The organism is Streptomyces sp. BBFR25 (assembly GCF_044590125.1).
GTDB lineage: Bacteria > Actinomycetota > Actinomycetes > Streptomycetales > Streptomycetaceae > Streptomyces > Streptomyces canus_D.
In genome coordinates this window covers 4341731-4357342 of the sequence record NZ_CP172447.1, presented here as the reverse complement: position 1 = coordinate 4357342, position 15612 = coordinate 4341731, and the positions used below count along the sequence as shown (strand labels likewise).

Annotated in this window: 13 protein-coding genes and 1 pseudogene; 8 read left to right on the top strand and 6 right to left on the bottom strand. The window is 71.1% G+C overall.

Annotated elements, in window-relative coordinates; genetic code table 11:
• The first annotated feature begins 203 nt into the window (after positions 1-203).
• Both ACGH52_RS19810 and ACGH52_RS19805 read left to right on the top strand, forming a co-directional pair.
• Positions 204-1424, top strand: a complete 1221-nt coding sequence (locus tag ACGH52_RS19810; RefSeq protein WP_121703129.1) for an RNA-guided endonuclease TnpB family protein — start codon at positions 204-206, stop codon at positions 1422-1424.
• A 38-nt stretch (positions 1425-1462) separates the two neighbouring features.
• Positions 1463-2099, top strand: a pseudogene (locus tag ACGH52_RS19805) (Bro-N domain-containing protein).
• 78 nt (positions 2100-2177) lie between these two features.
• Here ACGH52_RS19805 and ACGH52_RS19800 read toward each other — a convergent pair.
• The 3 genes from ACGH52_RS19800 to pdhA are packed head-to-tail and all read right to left on the bottom strand — an operon-like array spanning position 2178 to position 5896.
• Complete coding sequence (locus tag ACGH52_RS19800; RefSeq protein ID WP_399941103.1) at positions 2178-3641, bottom strand: dihydrolipoamide acetyltransferase family protein; 1464 nt, start codon at positions 3639-3641, stop codon at positions 2178-2180.
• Positions 3642-3651: 10 nt separating this feature from the next.
• Complete coding sequence (locus ACGH52_RS19795; RefSeq protein ID WP_399941100.1) at positions 3652-4632, bottom strand: alpha-ketoacid dehydrogenase subunit beta; 981 nt, start codon at positions 4630-4632, stop codon at positions 3652-3654.
• Between the two features lies 1 nt (position 4633).
• Positions 4634-5896 carry a pyruvate dehydrogenase (acetyl-transferring) E1 component subunit alpha gene (gene pdhA / locus ACGH52_RS19790; protein WP_059303159.1) on the bottom strand — a complete coding sequence of 421 codons (1263 nt, stop codon included), beginning with the start codon at positions 5894-5896 and terminating at the stop codon, positions 4634-4636.
• Positions 5897-6219: 323 nt separating this feature from the next.
• On the opposite strand from pdhA, the gene ACGH52_RS19785 reads away from it, so the two are divergent.
• Entirely contained in the window at positions 6220-6876 is a 657-nt protein-coding gene (locus ACGH52_RS19785) for a response regulator transcription factor (protein ID WP_059303158.1), read from the top strand.
• Between the two features lie 103 nt (positions 6877-6979).
• Entirely contained in the window at positions 6980-7387 is a 408-nt protein-coding gene (locus tag ACGH52_RS19780; protein WP_059303157.1) for a hypothetical protein, read from the top strand.
• Positions 7388-7433: 46 nt separating this feature from the next.
• Here ACGH52_RS19780 and ACGH52_RS19775 read toward each other — a convergent pair whose 3' ends face one another.
• Complete coding sequence (locus ACGH52_RS19775) at positions 7434-9062, bottom strand: protein kinase (RefSeq protein ID WP_063124460.1); 1629 nt, start codon at positions 9060-9062, stop codon at positions 7434-7436.
• A gap of 346 nt (positions 9063-9408) precedes the next feature.
• On the opposite strand from ACGH52_RS19775, the gene ACGH52_RS19770 reads away from it, so the two are divergent.
• The gene (locus ACGH52_RS19770) at positions 9409-11070 is read left to right on the top strand and encodes a protein kinase (protein WP_399941095.1); all 1662 of its coding nucleotides are present in this window, start codon (positions 9409-9411) and stop codon (positions 11068-11070) included.
• A 106-nt stretch (positions 11071-11176) separates the two neighbouring features.
• On the opposite strand, the gene ACGH52_RS19765 is transcribed toward ACGH52_RS19770, so the two are convergent.
• On the bottom strand, positions 11177-11716 hold the full coding sequence (locus tag ACGH52_RS19765) for a bacterial proteasome activator family protein (protein ID WP_059303154.1): 540 nt from the start codon (positions 11714-11716) through the stop codon (positions 11177-11179).
• 172 nt (positions 11717-11888) lie between these two features.
• On the opposite strand from ACGH52_RS19765, the gene ACGH52_RS19760 reads away from it, so the two are divergent.
• On the top strand, positions 11889-12572 hold the full coding sequence (locus ACGH52_RS19760; protein WP_399941092.1) for a hypothetical protein: 684 nt from the start codon (positions 11889-11891) through the stop codon (positions 12570-12572).
• A gap of 41 nt (positions 12573-12613) precedes the next feature.
• On the opposite strand, the gene ACGH52_RS19755 is transcribed toward ACGH52_RS19760, so the two are convergent.
• Positions 12614-13594, bottom strand: a complete 981-nt coding sequence (locus tag ACGH52_RS19755) for an NAD(P)H-quinone oxidoreductase (protein ID WP_399941089.1) — start codon at positions 13592-13594, stop codon at positions 12614-12616.
• A gap of 143 nt (positions 13595-13737) precedes the next feature.
• Between ACGH52_RS19755 and ACGH52_RS19750 the strand changes: the two genes are divergently transcribed.
• Both ACGH52_RS19750 and ACGH52_RS19745 read left to right on the top strand, forming a co-directional pair.
• Entirely contained in the window at positions 13738-14760 is a 1023-nt protein-coding gene (locus ACGH52_RS19750) for an ATP-binding cassette domain-containing protein (RefSeq protein ID WP_076975156.1), read from the top strand.
• Positions 14757-15605, top strand: coding sequence for an ABC transporter permease (locus ACGH52_RS19745; RefSeq protein WP_076975157.1), 849 nt, complete (start codon positions 14757-14759; stop codon positions 15603-15605). Before ACGH52_RS19750 ends, ACGH52_RS19745 begins: the two co-directional genes overlap by 4 nt.
• The last annotated feature ends 7 nt before the right edge of the window (positions 15606-15612 follow it).

Here is a 15612-nt window from a genome sequence, read left to right as displayed (position 1 = left end):
GGAGCGTCGCCGAAGCCGGGATACGGATGCGGAGTGCCCGTATCGCTGACATGGCCCGCGGTGAAGCGAACATGCGTCCGCGTGTTCACTGGTCGGGGTGGCGGTTGTGGAGTCTGCGAGTGTGTGTGCGGCTGTCGTACGTATGGTCCCTTTCAGGGTTCGGGACGGCACGGTGTCCTGACCACACGCCGTGAGGGGGCGAGATGGCGCAGTCGGCGACGGATGAAAGTGGAGGGCATGCCCGCTACACGTACCGGTTGCGGGTGTCGTCCGCGGCCCGCGCATCTCTGGCAGCGGAGTGGGGCCGGTGTCGCTGGGTGTGGAACGAGTGCGTCGCGAAGTCGAGGGCGGTGCATCTGCACAACAGGGCGACCGGTGAGAAGGCCACCTGCGGCCCGGCGCAGCTGGACAGGATGCTGACCGAGGCCCGTTCCCATACGCCGTGGCTGCGGGAGGGGTCGTGCGTTCCGCAGCAGCAGGTCATCCGCGATTTCGGCCGCTCCCGCGCCAAAGCGCACAAGGACATCGCTGAGCGTCTGCCCGTGGCGCGCCGGGCCGGGATGCCAACGTGGAAGACCCGGCGCGAGTCGTTGGCGACCCTGAACTACACACGGCGCGGGTTCCGGCTGAAGGACGGCCGACTGCACCTGGCGGGCGGCATCGTCCTGAGGGTGGTGTGGTCGCGGGAACTGCCGGCCGAGCCATCCTCGGTACGCGTGTACCAGGACAGTCTCGAGCACTGGTACGCATCTTTCGTCGTCCCTGCCCATGTCCAGCCCTTGCCTGCGACCGGCCGCGTCCTCGGTGTCGACTGGGGCGTCAAGGAGACCGCGACCACGACGTCCGACGCGTACGACCTGTCGCATGCTGGGCATGGCGGGAAGGCGAGGGTGAGACTGGCCCGGTACGACCGGATGATGGCCCGTCGCAGACCGAAGAAGGGGGCGTCCGCATCAAGGGGTTACCGTGCGGCGAAGAGGCTGCGGGCGAAGGCGTACAAGAAGGTGGCCCGGCAGCGTGCGGACACCGGCCGCAAGTGGGCCAAGAAAGTCGTCCGCGACCACGATGCCGTCGCGGTCGAGGACTTCCGGCCGAAGTTCCTGGCCCGGTCGACGATGGCCCGCAAGGCCGCGGACGCCGCCATCGGCGCCACCAAGGCCGCTCTGATCGAGATGGGCCGTAAACACGGGCGGGACATCCGCCTGATCCACCCCGCGTACACCACGATGGACTGCGCGCAGTGCGGAGCGAGAGCCAAGCACGCCCTGCCGCTGGGTGAACGCACCCACACCTGCACCGCCTGCGGAACCACAGCCTCCAGGGACAAGAACTCCGCACGCGTCATGCTCATCCGGGCTGGTCTCAACCCGGCTGGCGCCGAAGGCGGAAGACCTCCTGGAGCGCCGCTCCAGAAGGCAGCCTGAGCCAGGAATCCCCTCCCTTCAGGGAGCGGAGGATTCAATTGAACGAACCCAGCAAGCGACAGAACTCTGGTGCCCGGGTGCGACGGCTGACCATGCCGGAGTTGGGATACACCACGACCCGAAAGGCTCCTCTCGAGACTGTGACTGGAAGTCACAGTCTCAGCGTTCCCGCAGGTAGGAGTTGGCGACGAGACCTGCAACTCATCGATCTCCAAGGTCTCATCCTCCTCGTCAACGCCTGCACCAAACCGGCCTGCGCCCCCTTCATGCAGTGGGTCACCGAAGTCATCGAGACCGTGCGGCGCGAGGGTTCGTACGCGCTGGACGAGGCCGAGGTACAGCCCGTCGAACCTGGTGCCCCCATCGCCTACGCCATGCCGGACCAGTTGGACGAGGCCATCGTCCGGCTGGAGGCGCACAACCTGAAGCTGGACGAGGAGTTGGCCGAGGGGCAACGTACGTCGATCGCGTTGCAGAAGGAGATGCTGTCCGCGCAGCAGGCCACCCTCGCCGTGCAGCAGGCCATGGTGCACGCCCTGGAGCGCATCGCGGACCGGTTCGACACCCTGGTTCTCCACCAACGAATGCCTGCGGCTGCTGCGCACCCACGCCTGCATCCGCTCGCGGGGCGGGTCCGAGGACGGGGCTCCGGTGTACGTGCTGCATCAGAGCTGAGCCCGGCACGACAAAGAGGGGCGTCGCAAAGCGAACTTGCGGCGCCCCTCCGTCATGAACCTACCCGGTTCGTGGCTCTCAGGCCCAGCTGATCAACCGCTTCGGCTGTTCCAGGATCGCCGCGACGTCGGCGAGGACCTTGGAGCCCAGTTCGCCGTCGACGAGGCGGTGGTCGAAGCTCAGGGCGAGGGTGGTCACCTGACGCGGCTTCACCTTGCCCTTGTGGACCCAGGGCTGGGGCTTGATCGCGCCGACGGCGAGGATCGCGGACTCGCCGGGGTTGAGGATCGGCGTGCCGGTGTCGACGCCGAAGACGCCGACGTTGGTGATGGTCACCGTGCCGCCCTGCATGGCGGCGGGGCTGGTCTTGCCCTCCCGGGCCGTCGACACCAGCTCGCCCAGCGAGCCCGCCAGCTGGGGCAGGGTCTGGGCGTGGGCGTCCTTGATGTTCGGGACGATCAGGCCGCGGGGGGTGGCGGCGGCGATGCCGAGGTTGACGTAGTGCTTGACCACGATCTCCTGCGCCGTCTCGTCCCAGGAGGCGTTGATGTCCGGGTGGCGCTTGATCGCGACCAGCAGGGCCTTGGCGATCAGGAGGAGCGGGTTCACCCGCAGGCCCGCGTACTCCTTGTCCTGCTTCAGCTCCTCGACCAGCTTCATCGTGCGCGTCACGTCGACCGTCACGAACTCGGTGACGTGCGGCGCGGTGAACGCCGAGCCGACCATCGCCGCCGCCGTCGCCTTGCGCACGCCCTTGACCGGGACACGCGTCTCACGCACCGAGTCGTACGACGCCGGAGACGACGGCGACGGGGACGGCGACGAGGCCGGGGCAGCCGAGGGCGCCGCCTCCGGCTCCGCCGCCGGGGCCGCGACCGCCGCGTGCACGTCCTCACGCGTGATGATGCCGTCCGGGCCGGACGGGACCACGGTCGCCAGGTCGACGCCGAGGTCCTTGGCCAGCTTGCGCACCGGCGGCTTGGCCAGCGGACGCTCACCGCCGACCGGAGCGGCCGGGGCCGCGGGAGCTGCGGGAGCCGCGGGGGCCGCGGGAGCGGCCGGTCCGTGGCCGTTCATCTCGGCCTGGATCGCCACCGACGCCTCCTGCGCGGCGGCCGGGGCCTGAGCGCCCTTGCGGGGGCGGCGCCTGGTCGCGGAGGTGGAGACCCCGTACCCGACCAGGACCGGCTGGCGGCCCGCGGGCTTGGGCTCCTCCGCCTCGGCGGCGGCCGGGGTCTGCGCCACGGCCTCCTGCACCGGCTCCGCGGCCGCCGCCGCGCCGTCACCGACGGCCACCGCAATGATCGAGGTGCCCACGTCGACGGTGGTGCCTTCGGGGAAGTGGAGGGCGCGGACCACGCCGTCGTAGGGGATGGGCAGTTCGACGGCGGCCTTGGCCGTCTCGACCTCGCACACCACCTGCCCGTCGGTGACCGTGTCACCCGGCTTGACGTACCACTTGAGGATCTCGGCCTCGGTGAGCCCCTCACCCACGTCCGGCATCTTGAACTCACGCACGGAACTGTCCGTCATCGTCGTCACGCTCCCCTCCTCAGTACGCCAGCGAGCGGTCGACGGCATCCAGCACCCGGTCCAGATCGGGCAGGTACTCCTCCTCCAGACGCGCCGGCGGATACGGCGCGTGATACCCGCCCACCCGCAGCACCGGGGCCTCCAGGTGGTAGAAGCAGCGCTCCGTGATCCGGGCCGCGATCTCCGCACCCGACCCCAAAAACACCGGCGCCTCGTGCACCACGACCAGACGCCGCGTCTTCTCCACCGACGCCTGCACCGTGTCGAAGTCGACCGGCGAGATCGACCGCAGGTCCACCACCTCCAGCGAGCGCCCCTCCTCGGCCGCCGCGTCGGCGACCTCCTGGCACAGCTTCACCATCGGCCCGTACGCCACCAGCGTCAGATCCGTGCCCTCACGGACCACCCGCGCCGCGTGCAGCGGACCCGGGATCGCCTCGGTGTCGACCTCGGCCTTGTCCCAGTACCGCCGCTTGGGCTCGAAGTAGATCACCGGGTCGTCGCTCTGGATCGCCTGCTGCATCATCCAGTACGCGTCCGCCGCGTTCGACGGCGAGACCACCTTCAGGCCCGCCACATGCGCGAACAGCGCCTCGGGAGACTCCGAGTGGTGCTCGACCGCACCGATGCCGCCGCCGTAGGGGATACGGATGACGACCGGCATCTTCACCTTGCCCAGCGACCGGGCGTGCATCTTCGCCAGCTGCGTGACGATCTGGTCGTAGGCCGGGAAGACGAAACCGTCGAACTGGATCTCCACCACCGGCCGGTAACCGCGCAGTGCCAGACCGATCGCGGTACCCACGATGCCCGACTCCGCCAGCGGCGTGTCGATCACCCGGTCCTCACCGAAGTCCTTCTGCAGACCGTCGGTCACCCGGAAGACACCACCGAGCTTGCCGACGTCCTCACCCATGATCAGGACCTTGGGGTCCGCATCCAGCGCCCGGCGCAGCGACTCGTTGATCGCCTTCGCCAGCGCCATCTTTTCCGCTGCCATCTCAGACCCCCTCTGCATCCGCGAACGACGCCTGATACGCGGCGAACTGCGCCCGCTCCTCGTCCACGAGCGCGTGCCCGTCCGCGTACACGTTCTCGAAGATGGCGAACCGGTCCGGGTCCGGCATGGCACGGACCACTTCGCGCACTCGTTTGCCCAACGCTTCGCTCTCCGCCTCCAGTTCCGCGAAGAATCCCTCGTCCGCGTGGTTTGCGGACTCCAGGAAGCGGCGAAGGCGCAGGATCGGGTCCTTGGCCTCCCAGGCGGCGCGCTCGTCGTCGTGGCGGTAGCGGGAGGGGTCGTCCGAGGTGGTGTGGGCGCCCATCCGGTACGTGTACGCCTCGATCAGCGCAGGTCCCTCACCGCGCCGAGCACGGTCCAGGGCCCAGCGGGTGACCGCGAGCGAGGCCAGCACGTCGTTGCCGTCGACCCGGACGCCCGGGAAGCCGAAGCCCTGGGCGCGCTGGTAGAGCGGCACCCGGGTCTGCTTCTCGTTGGACTCGGAGATCGCCCACTGGTTGTTCTGGCAGAAGAACACCACCGGCGCGTTGTAGACCGCCGCGAAGTTGAACGCCTCGCTCACATCGCCCTGGCTGGAGGCGCCGTCGCCGAAGTACGCGATCACGCCGGAGTCGGCGCCGTCCTTGGTGATGCCCATCGCGTAGCCCGTGGCGTGCAGCGCCTGCGAGCCGATGACGATCGTGTACAGGTGGAAGTTGTTGCTGTTGGGGTCCCAGCCGCCGTTGTTCACGCCGCGGAACATGCCGAGCAGGTTGGTCGGGTCCACCCCGCGGCACCAGGCGACGCCGTGCTCGCGGTAGGTCGGGAAGACGTAGTCGTCCTCGCGGGTGGCCCGGCCGGAGCCGATCTGGGCGGCCTCCTGGCCCAGCAGGGAGGCCCACAGGCCCAGCTCGCCCTGGCGCTGCAGGGCGGTGGCCTCGGCGTCGAAGCGCCGGGTGAGCACCATGTCGCGGTACAGGCCGCGCAGCTCGTCGGGGGTGATGTCGGCGACGTACGCGGCGTACTCGGCGTAGGGCGAGTTCTCGGCGGTCTCGACGCGCTCGCCCTCGGGCGTCAGCAGCTGCACCAGCTCCGTCTCGGAGCCCTGAGCAGCGTTACGGGTGGTGCTGGTGGTGCGAGTGGTGCGCTTTGCGCCGGTGCCGGCCTTGCTGCCGGTGGTACCGGCCGCCTTGGCGCCGGTGGTGCCGGCCGCCTTGCTTCCGGCGCTGCGTCGCGGCTTGCGCGCGGCAGTGCTCTCGGTCACGTGTGCTCCTCCGTCGGTCCGGCCCCCGGGTTCGCCGGAAGCCAGTGCGGCTCACCTGCGGCCCGGCGGACGCACAAGGGTGGGTGCGGCCCGATCGGGAACAGGCGTGACAGGTGCCCCGGCGAGCGCCCTGCGAACAGCACGTTACCCAGTGCTCCACATTTCTGTGAAACCCCTCCTGACCTGCGTTTTTACTCGGATTTCCAAGTAAATCGGCGTAGGGCGGAAGTTTTACTGGTCACAGCCTTGCAGGGGGCCGGAACAACGGCACGTTATCCCGGCCACCCCGGGCACGGGAAGAGTCGGTGTGTGACACTGAGCGCGTGCGCGAAGACGGAAAAATCCGGGTATTCCTCCTCGACGACCACGAGGTGGTCCGGCGGGGGGTGCACGATCTGCTCGCCGGCGAGGCCGACATCGAGGTGGTGGGCGAGGCCGGCACGGCCGCCGAGGCACAGGCCCGGGTCACGGCCACCCGTCCGGACGTAGCGGTGCTGGACGTGCGGCTGCCGGACGGCAGCGGCGTGGAGGTCTGCCGCGACATCCGCTCCCGGGACGAGTCCGTCCGCTGCCTGATGCTGACCTCCTTCGCCGACGACGAGGCCCTCTTCGACGCGATCATGGCGGGCGCCTCCGGCTACGTCCTCAAGGACATCCGCGGCGCCGAGCTGCTCGGTGCCGTACGGGAGGTGGCAGCCGGGAAGTCGCTGCTCGACCCGGCGGCCACCGCGCGGGTGCTGGAGCGGCTGCGCGACGGCGGGGTGAAGCCGGACGACCGGCTGGCCCGGCTCACCGAGCAGGAGCGCCGCATCCTGGAGCTGATCGGCGAGGGGCTGACCAACCGCGCGATCGGCGAACGGCTCCACCTGGCGGAGAAGACGATCAAGAACTACGTGTCGAGTCTGCTGGGCAAGCTCGGTATGCAGCGGCGTTCCCAGGCGGCGGCCTTCGTCGCCCGGCTGGAGGCCGAGAACCGCTGACGGCCCCCGGGAGACCGGCCGCGCTCTTACTCGGGACTTACGTCCCCTCCTGCCGGGGCGGGCGACTCTGTTCCCCCGGCCCGTGCTCGCGCACAGTGAGTCCATGCCCTCCGACGAACAGCTCGCCGTCGGCCTGCTCGGCCGCACCGCCTACGGCCGGGCGGCCACCACCCTGCGCGCCCTGCCCTTCCTCGCGCACGCGCGGCACATCGTGGCCGACGGCCGGGTCCTGCTGCGCATGCCCAGGAGCTGGGGGTACCACCGGATGTGCGCCGGGAGCGTCGTCGCGTACGGGGCGGACAACCTGACCTCCGCGCGGCCCGGCGAGAGCCTATGGACCGTGCAGGTCGTGGGCCGGTGCGAGGACCACGAGCCGAGCACGGCCGAGCTGGAGCGGTTCGGTCCGGCGCCGGACCGGGTGGACGGCGAGCCGTTCCAGCCCGCCTATCTGCGCGTCGAGCCGCAGTTCGGCACGGTGCACTTCACGGACGGGTCGGCCGGGCCGCTCTGACTTCCCGGGCCGCACGCGCGCGTAAGGCGTGGGGACGGTAGGGGTGTCAGCCCTCGCCGCCCTCGGAACCGCCCGGGGCGCCGGTCGCGCCGCCCGTCGGCTCGCCACCGCCCGTGGGTTCGCCGCCACCGGTCGGCTCGCCACCGCCGGTCGGCTCGCCGCCGCCGGTCGGGTCGCCCGTCGGGTCACCGGTCGGGTCACCCGTCGGATCGCCGGTCGGGTCGCCGGTCGGATCGTTCGTCTCGGTGTGCGACGGCGTCCACGTCGGCGTGTCCGGCTGCTGCCAGCCCCCACCGCCGCTGCCGTCCCCGCCCGAACCCTGCTCCGTGCCCGGGTCGGTGGTCTCCTGCGTCGCCTCGTCGCTGGGCGAGGAACTCGGCGACTCCTCGCCGGTGCTCTGGGAGGTGGTCGCCGACGGGCTCTTGTCCGTCTCGGTGCCGCCCTTGCCGTCGTCGCCGTTGTTCAGGGCCAGCGCGACACCGGCCGCGATGGCGATCACCGCGAAGACGGCCAGTATCCACAGCTTGCCGCGGCCGCTGCCCTTGTTGCCGTGGCCCTCGAAGCCGCCGTCGTCGCCCCCGCCGTAGCCGTTCGGCAGGATCGGCTGGGGGATCTGCTGGGTGCCGGACGCCCCGTGGTGGTCGGAGTGCGGCAGCACCGTCGTGCCCGCCAGACCGGCCGAGGGGGTGTGCCGGCCGTCGTGCGCGGCGACCGGGCCGGTGTTCCAGGTGCCGGTGTGGCCGCCCTGCTCGTACAGCATCTGCAGCCCGTACTGGACCAGGCCGCGCATCTCCTCGGCGGTCTGGAAACGGTCGTCGGGCTCCTTGGCCAGCGAGCGCATCACCAGGCCGTCCAGCTCCGGCGGAGTGGCGTCGGAGACCTCGGACGGGGGCGTCGGAATGTCCTGCACGTGCTGGTAGACCACCGACAGCGGGGTCTCGCCGGTGAACGGCGGGCGCAGTGCGAGGAGTTCGTAGAGCAGGCAGCCCGTCGCGTACAGGTCGGAGCGGTGGTCGACGGCCTTGCCGAGGGCCTGCTCGGGGGAGAGGTACTGCGGGGTGCCCATGACCATGCCGGTCTGCGTCATCGTCGACTGGGCGCCGTGCAGGGCACGGGCGATGCCGAAGTCCATCACCTTCACCGCGCCGGTGTTGGTGATGATGACGTTGGCCGGCTTGATGTCGCGGTGCACGATGCCGTGCTGATGCGAGTAGGCCAGCGCCTCCAGGACGCCGGAGACGATGATCAGCGCCTGCTCGGGGCCGGGCGCCTCGGCGTTGAGGAGGAGGTCGCGGATGGTGCGCCCCTCGACGATCTCCATCACGATGTACGGCACGGACTGGCCGCCGACGACGTCCTCGCCCGAGTCGTACACGGCCACGATGGCGTGGTGGTTGAGCCCGGCCACCGACTGTGCCTCGCGGGTGAACCGCGCCTTGGAGACCGGGTCCTCGGCGAGGTCCGCGCGCAGCAGCTTGACCGCCACGGTGCGTCCCAGGCGGACGTCCTCCGCGGCGAACACCTCGGCCATGCCGCCCCGCCCGAGCCTGCGGGTCAGCCGGTACCGGCCGTCGCCGACCAGGCCGCCGTTGCCCCAGTTCTCCGGCGCGTCAGCCATACCGCCGCCAGATGCCTCGGGTTCGGACGGGCCCTGGGCGCGCTGCTGCTGTGCCATCAGTCCTCGCCGTCGTTTCTGCCCGCGGTACGCGCGGTGTTGTTACGGTCTCCGTCGGCCACGCTACAGCCTTCGCGGGGGCCTCCGGTCCGAGATGGGCGCCGGGACCGGACATGAGACGGACCGGTCATGAAACCCTGGTTCCGTACTCTCGTGCAAATTCCGTGTACCGGCGGTACGCCGGCTGTAACGCTTCCGCGACGCTTCTTTCGCGTACGGTCACGGAACGGGCACCGCGCTTGACGTGTCGGTGCCCTGGGGCAGACTTGGCCGGGAATAGCACTTTCGATCACAAGCGCGCGTGCCGCTGCCACCGGCGCCCGCCGTCTATGGGGGACGCAGAGACATGAGCCAGGACGCCGCCGGACAGGGACGGTACGCGGGGCGGGCGCTCGCCGGCGGCCGTTACCAGCTGCGCGACTTGCTCGGCGAGGGCGGCATGGCCTCGGTGCACCTGGCGTACGACTCGGTCCTCGACCGCCAGGTCGCGATCAAGACGCTGCACACCGAGCTGGGTCGCGAACAGGCCTTCCGCGAGCGCTTCCGCCGCGAGGCCCAGGCCGTGGCCAAGCTCACGCACACCAACATCGTCTCGGTCTTCGACACCGGCGAGGACGACCTGGACGGACTGACGACGCCGTACATCGTCATGGAGTACGTCGAGGGCCGGCCGCTGGGTTCCGTGCTCGACGAGGACGTGCGGCAGCAGGGCGCGATGCCCGCCGACAAGGCGCTGAAGATCACCGCGGACGTGCTGGCCGCGCTGGAGATCAGCCACGAGATGGGCCTGGTCCACCGCGACATCAAGCCAGGCAACGTGATGATGACCAAGCGCGGCGTGGTCAAGGTCATGGACTTCGGCATCGCCCGCGCCATGCAGTCCGGCGTGACCTCGATGACGCAGACCGGCATGGTCGTCGGCACCCCGCAGTACCTCTCGCCGGAGCAGGCCCTCGGCCGCGGTGTCGACGCCCGCTCCGACCTGTACTCGGTCGGCATCATGCTGTTCCAGCTGGTCACCGGACGGCTGCCGTTCGACGCCGACTCGCCGCTCGCGATCGCGTACGCGCACGTGCAGGAGGAGCCGGTCGCCCCGTCCGCCGTGAACCGCGCGCTGCCCCCGGCGGTGGACGCGCTGGTGGCCCGCGCGCTGAAGAAGAACCCCAACGAACGCTTCCCCAGCGCCGAGGCCATGCGCGACGAGTGCCTGCGGGTGGCGGCCTCCTTCCAGGCGGCCCCGCCGAGCATCGTGCCCGGCGCCCAGACGTCGAGCGGCGCGGGCGTCGGCTCCGCGGTGTTCCCGCCGGTCGACCAGGGCACCCCGGCGCCCACGGGTCCCGTCCAGACGCCGTACCAGCCGACGCCGGCCCCCGGCCCGAACCCGTACGGCACCCCGGCCCCGGCGCACTCGCCGGCGTACGGCTATCCGCAGCAGGCCGGCTACCAGACGCCGGCCCCGTCGCCGTACGCGCAGCAGCAGGGCGCGTCCACGCCGCCGCCCTACAACCTGACGCCGCAGGCCCAGGGCTCCGGCACCTCGGGCGGCGGCAGGAACAACAAGCCGGTGATCATCGGCTCGATCGTGGTCGCCGTCGTGGCCGTCGGCGCTCTGGTCGGCGCGCTGCTGATGAACGGCGGCGGGGACGAGGACCCGGAGGCCGGCGGGGGCGGCTCCGCGAGCGTGTCCGCGTCGCCGTCGAAGGCGGCGGGCTACCGCGGGCCGGACAAGACGAAGACGATCGAGAAGGACAAGTGCACCGAGCCGGAGGAGTCGTACAACGACCCCGACAAGATCAAGGTGCCGGACCTCACGTTCAAGTACATCGGCTCGGTCAAGGAGTGCTTCAACGCCGCGGGCTGGCGGATGAAGGTCGTCGAGGTCGACGAGAACACCTACGGCGAGGGCTCGATCCGCGACCAGTTCCCCACCGCGGGCACCGACGTCGACCCGGAGAACATGCCGGAGATCCAGCTCAAGGTCTCGACGGGCAACCCGCCGTCCGAATGAGCACGTGACGGCATGACGGGCGGCTGACGTCGAAGGGCCCGGCAGCGGTGCTGCCGGGCCCTTCGCGACGTCGGTCGGTGGAAGCCGTCCCCGCGGGGAGCCTCGCCTACAGGTAGGGGCCGCCGGAACGGCCGCCCGGGTGCGGGGGCTCCTCGCCCTCCGGGAGGGTGCCCGGCGGCAGCGCGCGGCGCATCTGCTCCAGCTGGGCCCGCGCGGCCATCTGCTGGGCGAACAGCGTGGTCTGGATGCCGTGGAAGAGGCCCTCCAGCCAGCCGACCAGCTGTGCCTGCGCGATCCGCAGTTCGGCGTCGGTCGGGGTGCCGTCGTCCGTGAAGGGCAGCGAGAGCCGCTCCAGCTCCTCGACCAGCTCCGGGGCCAGACCGTCCTCCAGCTCCTTCACCGAGCTGGCGTGGATCTCCTTGAGCCGGACCCGGCTCGCCTCGTCCAGGGGCGCGACCCGCACCTCTTCGAGCAGCTGCTTGATCATGCTGCCGATCCGCATGACCTTGGCGGGCTGCTCCACCTGCTCGGTCACCGGAATCTCGCGGGAGTCGTCGTCCCCGCCGCCGCTGAGCGCCATTCCGTCCTGGCCGACGACCAGGATCTGGGGGTTCTCCGGCGACCTGTCGTTCCTCGGCATCTCCATGCCGCCATTGTCTCGCACCCGTGGGTCCCGTTCGGGCGGTGCCCCCGCGGAAACCGTCCCGACGCGTTCGGCGGCGCCCGGAATGCCGGGGTCGCCGACCGATGTGAGGCTTGTTCCGTCGCTTTCCACGACGCTGTCCACCACCGCACCTCACCGGGAGGGGGTCACGGACGTGACTCCATGGCTGCGCACCCTGCGGGCGACGGCACTGGTGGGCGCCCTGGGGGCCGGTGCGGTGGCGGCGCCGTACGCGGCGGAGCCGGCCCACGGCGCCGGGTGGCCGGCGGCCCCGTTCACGGCGGCGCCGTCACCGGAGCCCTCCGCGTCCGGGGCGGCCACCGTCCCGGACGGCTCCGGCACCCATGACGGGCGAGGCGGTCACGAACGCCCGCGGCACCCCGACGGCCACGGCCGTCCGGACGCCGGGCCCTCCACGGAATCCGCCCCCGCGACCAGCGCTTCGCCCTCCCCCTCACCGTCGGCGTCCGGCACCACGGCCGACCCCGAACCCTCCCGGGGCGGGAGCCTGCCGGGTGAGGGAAGACAGCGGCCGCCTCACGCCGAGGAGCATGAGCCGGAGCACGACGCCAGGGACGGCTACGCCGGTCGGTACCGGGACGACGACATCGACGACGAGACCGTCCCCGAGGCCCCGGCCACCGCCCCGCCGCCCCAGCCGACCGAGCCCGCCGCGCTGCCCCCGGCCACCTCGACCCCGACCCCGTCGCAGTCCGGCACCCCCACCCGGGCCGCCGCCGAACCCCTCCTCCGCGTCCTCCCCCTCGGCAGCGGCCTCGTACTCATCGGCCTCGGCCTGGCCCTCGGCCTGGCAGGGCTGCGTCTGCGCCGGGCGTAGGCGGCGTTACGGCCGTAGGCGGCGTCACGGCCGTGCGTCGGCTACGAGGCGACCAGCAGCACCTTGCCGATGTGCCCGCTCTCCTCCACCACCCGGTGGCCCTCGGCGGCCTCGCTCATCGGCATCTCGCGGTCGACGACCGGGCGGATGTGCCCCCCGGCGAGCAGCGGCCAGACGTGCTCCCGCACCGCCGCCACGATCGCCGCCTTCTCCTCCAGGGGCCGGGCCCGCAGCGAGGTGGCGGTGACGGCGGCGCGCTTGGCGAGGAGCGTGCCGATGTCCAGCTCGCCCTTCCGGCCGCCCTGCATGCCGATGATCGCCAGCCGGCCGTTCACGGCGAGGGCCTGGACGTTGCGGTCCAGGTACTTCGCGCCCATGTTGTCGAGGATGACGTCGGCGCCCGCGCCGCCGGTGGCGTCCTTCACCTCGGCGACGAAGTCCTGCTCCCGGTAGTTGATCAGGACGTCCGCGCCCAGCTCGGCGCAGCGCTCCAGCTTCTCCTTGGTGCCCGCCGTCACCGCGACCTTCGCGCCGACGGCCTTGGCGAGCTGGATCGCCATGGTGCCGATACCGCTGGAGCCGCCGTGCACGAGCAGGGTCTCGCCGGGGCGCAGGTGGGCGACCATGAAGACGTTCGACCAGACGGTGCAGACCACCTCGGGCAGCGCCGCCGCCGACTTCAGGTCGACGCCCTGCGGCACCGGCAGCAGCTGTCCGGCCGGGACGACGACCTTCTCGGCGTAGCCGCCGCCCGCGAGCAGCGCGCACACCTCGTCGCCGACGGCCCAGCCGGACACGCCGGGGCCGAGCGCGGCCACGCGTCCGGAGCACTCCAGGCCCGGGTAGGGGGAGGAGCCGGGCGGGGGGTCGTAGAAGCCCTGGCGCTGCATGATGTCGGCGCGGTTGACGGCGCTGGCCGCCACCTCGACCAGGACCTCGCCCTCGCCGGGCCGCGGGTCGGGGACCTCGGCCCAGACCAGCGCCTCGGGGCCTCCGGGTTCGGGAATCGTGATCGCATGCATGGGCCCGACGCTACTCCTGTGCCTCCCGTCCGCCTTCCCGCCGGAAAATCCCCGTGCGTCGGCGATGAGTTTGCGGGACGGTAAAGGTCTTCCCATGCGTAGCCCAAGAACGCGTACTCCAAGAACGCGGAAGGACCCACAGCATGAGCACGCACACGTCCGGTCTGGCCATCGAGACCGCGGGACTCGTGAAGACGTTCGGTGAGACCCGGGCCGTGGACGGGGTGGACCTCGCGGTGCCGGCCGGCACGGTCTACGGCGTTCTCGGTCCGAACGGCGCAGGCAAGACCACCACGGTGAAGATGCTCGCCACCCTGCTGCGGCCGGACGACGGCCAGGCCCGCGTCTTCGGCCACGACGTGGTGCGCGAGGCGGACGAGGTACGCAGCCGGGTGAGCCTCACCGGGCAGTACGCGTCCGTGGACGAGGACCTCACCGGCATCGAGAACCTGGTGCTGCTGGGCCGGCTCCTCGGGCACGGCAAGACGGCCGCGCGGGAGCGGGGCGACCAGCTGCTGGCCGCCTTCGGCCTGACGGACGCCGCGACGAAGCAGGTCAAGCACTACTCCGGCGGCATGCGGCGGCGCATCGACATCGCCGCCTCCATCCTCAACACCCCCGACCTGCTCTTCCTGGACGAGCCCACCACCGGTCTCGACCCGCGCAGCCGCAACCAGGTGTGGGACATCGTGCGCGCGGTCGTCGCCCAGGGCACGACCGTCCTGCTGACCACGCAGTATCTGGACGAGGCCGATCAGCTGGCGTCCCGGATCGCCGTCATCGACAAGGGGCGGGTGATCGCCGAGGGCACCAAGGGCGAGCTGAAGTCCTCCGTCGGCGCCGGCTCCGTCCATCTGCGGCTGCGGGACGCGGAGGAGCGGCCCGAGGCCGAGCGCGTACTGCGGAACCTGCTGGTGGCCGAGGTGCAGTTGGAACCCGACCCGGTGTCACTGACCGCGCGCCTCGGGGCGGCGGCCAGCGACACCGCCGCCGACCAGGCCGCCAAGGCACTCGGTGAGCTGGCCCGGGCCGGCATCACCGTCGACAGCTTCTCCCTGGGACAGCCCAGCCTCGACGAGGTCTTCCTGGCGTTGACCGGGCACGACACCGGCCAGAGCACCGACGGCGGCTCCGGCACCGACCCGAAGGACGAGGTGGCGGCATGAGCACGGCCACGAGCAGCGAGAACACGGACCTCTCCCCGGTCAGCACCGAGTCGCTGGCGGCCCTGCTGGTCGCCAAGGAGCGGCCCCCGCGGCCCAGCGCCCTGTCCACGTCCCTGACCTTCGGCTGGCGCGCGATCCTCAAGATCAAGCACGTGCCGGAGCAGCTCTTCGACGTCACCGCCTTCCCGATCATGAACCTGCTGATGTTCACGTACCTCTTCGGCGGTGCGCTGGCGGGCTCGCCCAGTGACTACATCCAGTTCGTGCTGCCGGGCATCCTTGTGATGTCGGTCGTGATGATCACGATGTACACCGGGGTCTCGGTGAACATCGACATCGAGAAGGGCGTCTTCGACCGCATCCGCTCGCTGCCGATCTGGCGGCCCTCGGCGATGGTCGGCTATCTCCTCGGCGACGCGCTGCGCTACACCATCGCGTCCGTCGTCATGCTCTCCGTCGGACTGCTGCTCGGCTACCGGCCCGACGGCGGATTCGTCGGCGTGGTCGCCGGGATCGCGCTGCTGCTGCTCTTCTCGTTCGCCTTCTCGTGGATCTGGACGATGTTCGGGCTGATGCTGCGCACCGAGAAGTCGGTGATGAGCGTCAGCATGATGGTGATCTTCCCGCTCACCTTCCTGTCCAACGTCTTCGTCGACCCGAAGACCATGCCGGGCTGGCTGCAGGTGTTCGTCAACAACAGCCCGATCACCCACCTGGCGTCCGCGGTGCGCGGCCTGATGGCGGGCGGCTGGCCCGGCGTCGAGATCGCCTGGACGCTGGGCTGGGCGGGTCTGATCCTGCTGGTCTTCGGCCCGGTCACGATGCGGCTCTACAACCGCAAGTAACAGGAGA

Coding starts and splice junctions, on each gene's coding strand:
- ACGH52_RS19795 (WP_399941100.1), bottom strand. CDS start 4,632: ATGGCAGCGGAAAAGATGGCGCTGGCGAAGGCGATCAACGAGTCGCTG.
- ACGH52_RS19765 (WP_059303154.1), bottom strand. CDS start 11,716: ATGGAGATGCCGAGGAACGACAGGTCGCCGGAGAACCCCCAGATCCTG.
- ACGH52_RS19810 (WP_121703129.1), top strand. CDS start 204: ATGGCGCAGTCGGCGACGGATGAAAGTGGAGGGCATGCCCGCTACACG.
- ACGH52_RS19770 (WP_399941095.1), top strand. CDS start 9,409: ATGAGCCAGGACGCCGCCGGACAGGGACGGTACGCGGGGCGGGCGCTC.
- ACGH52_RS19745 (WP_076975157.1), top strand. CDS start 14,757: ATGAGCACGGCCACGAGCAGCGAGAACACGGACCTCTCCCCGGTCAGC.
- ACGH52_RS19755 (WP_399941089.1), bottom strand. CDS start 13,594: ATGCATGCGATCACGATTCCCGAACCCGGAGGCCCCGAGGCGCTGGTC.
- ACGH52_RS19750 (WP_076975156.1), top strand. CDS start 13,738: ATGAGCACGCACACGTCCGGTCTGGCCATCGAGACCGCGGGACTCGTG.
- ACGH52_RS19780 (WP_059303157.1), top strand. CDS start 6,980: ATGCCCTCCGACGAACAGCTCGCCGTCGGCCTGCTCGGCCGCACCGCC.
- ACGH52_RS19775 (WP_063124460.1), bottom strand. CDS start 9,062: ATGGCACAGCAGCAGCGCGCCCAGGGCCCGTCCGAACCCGAGGCATCT.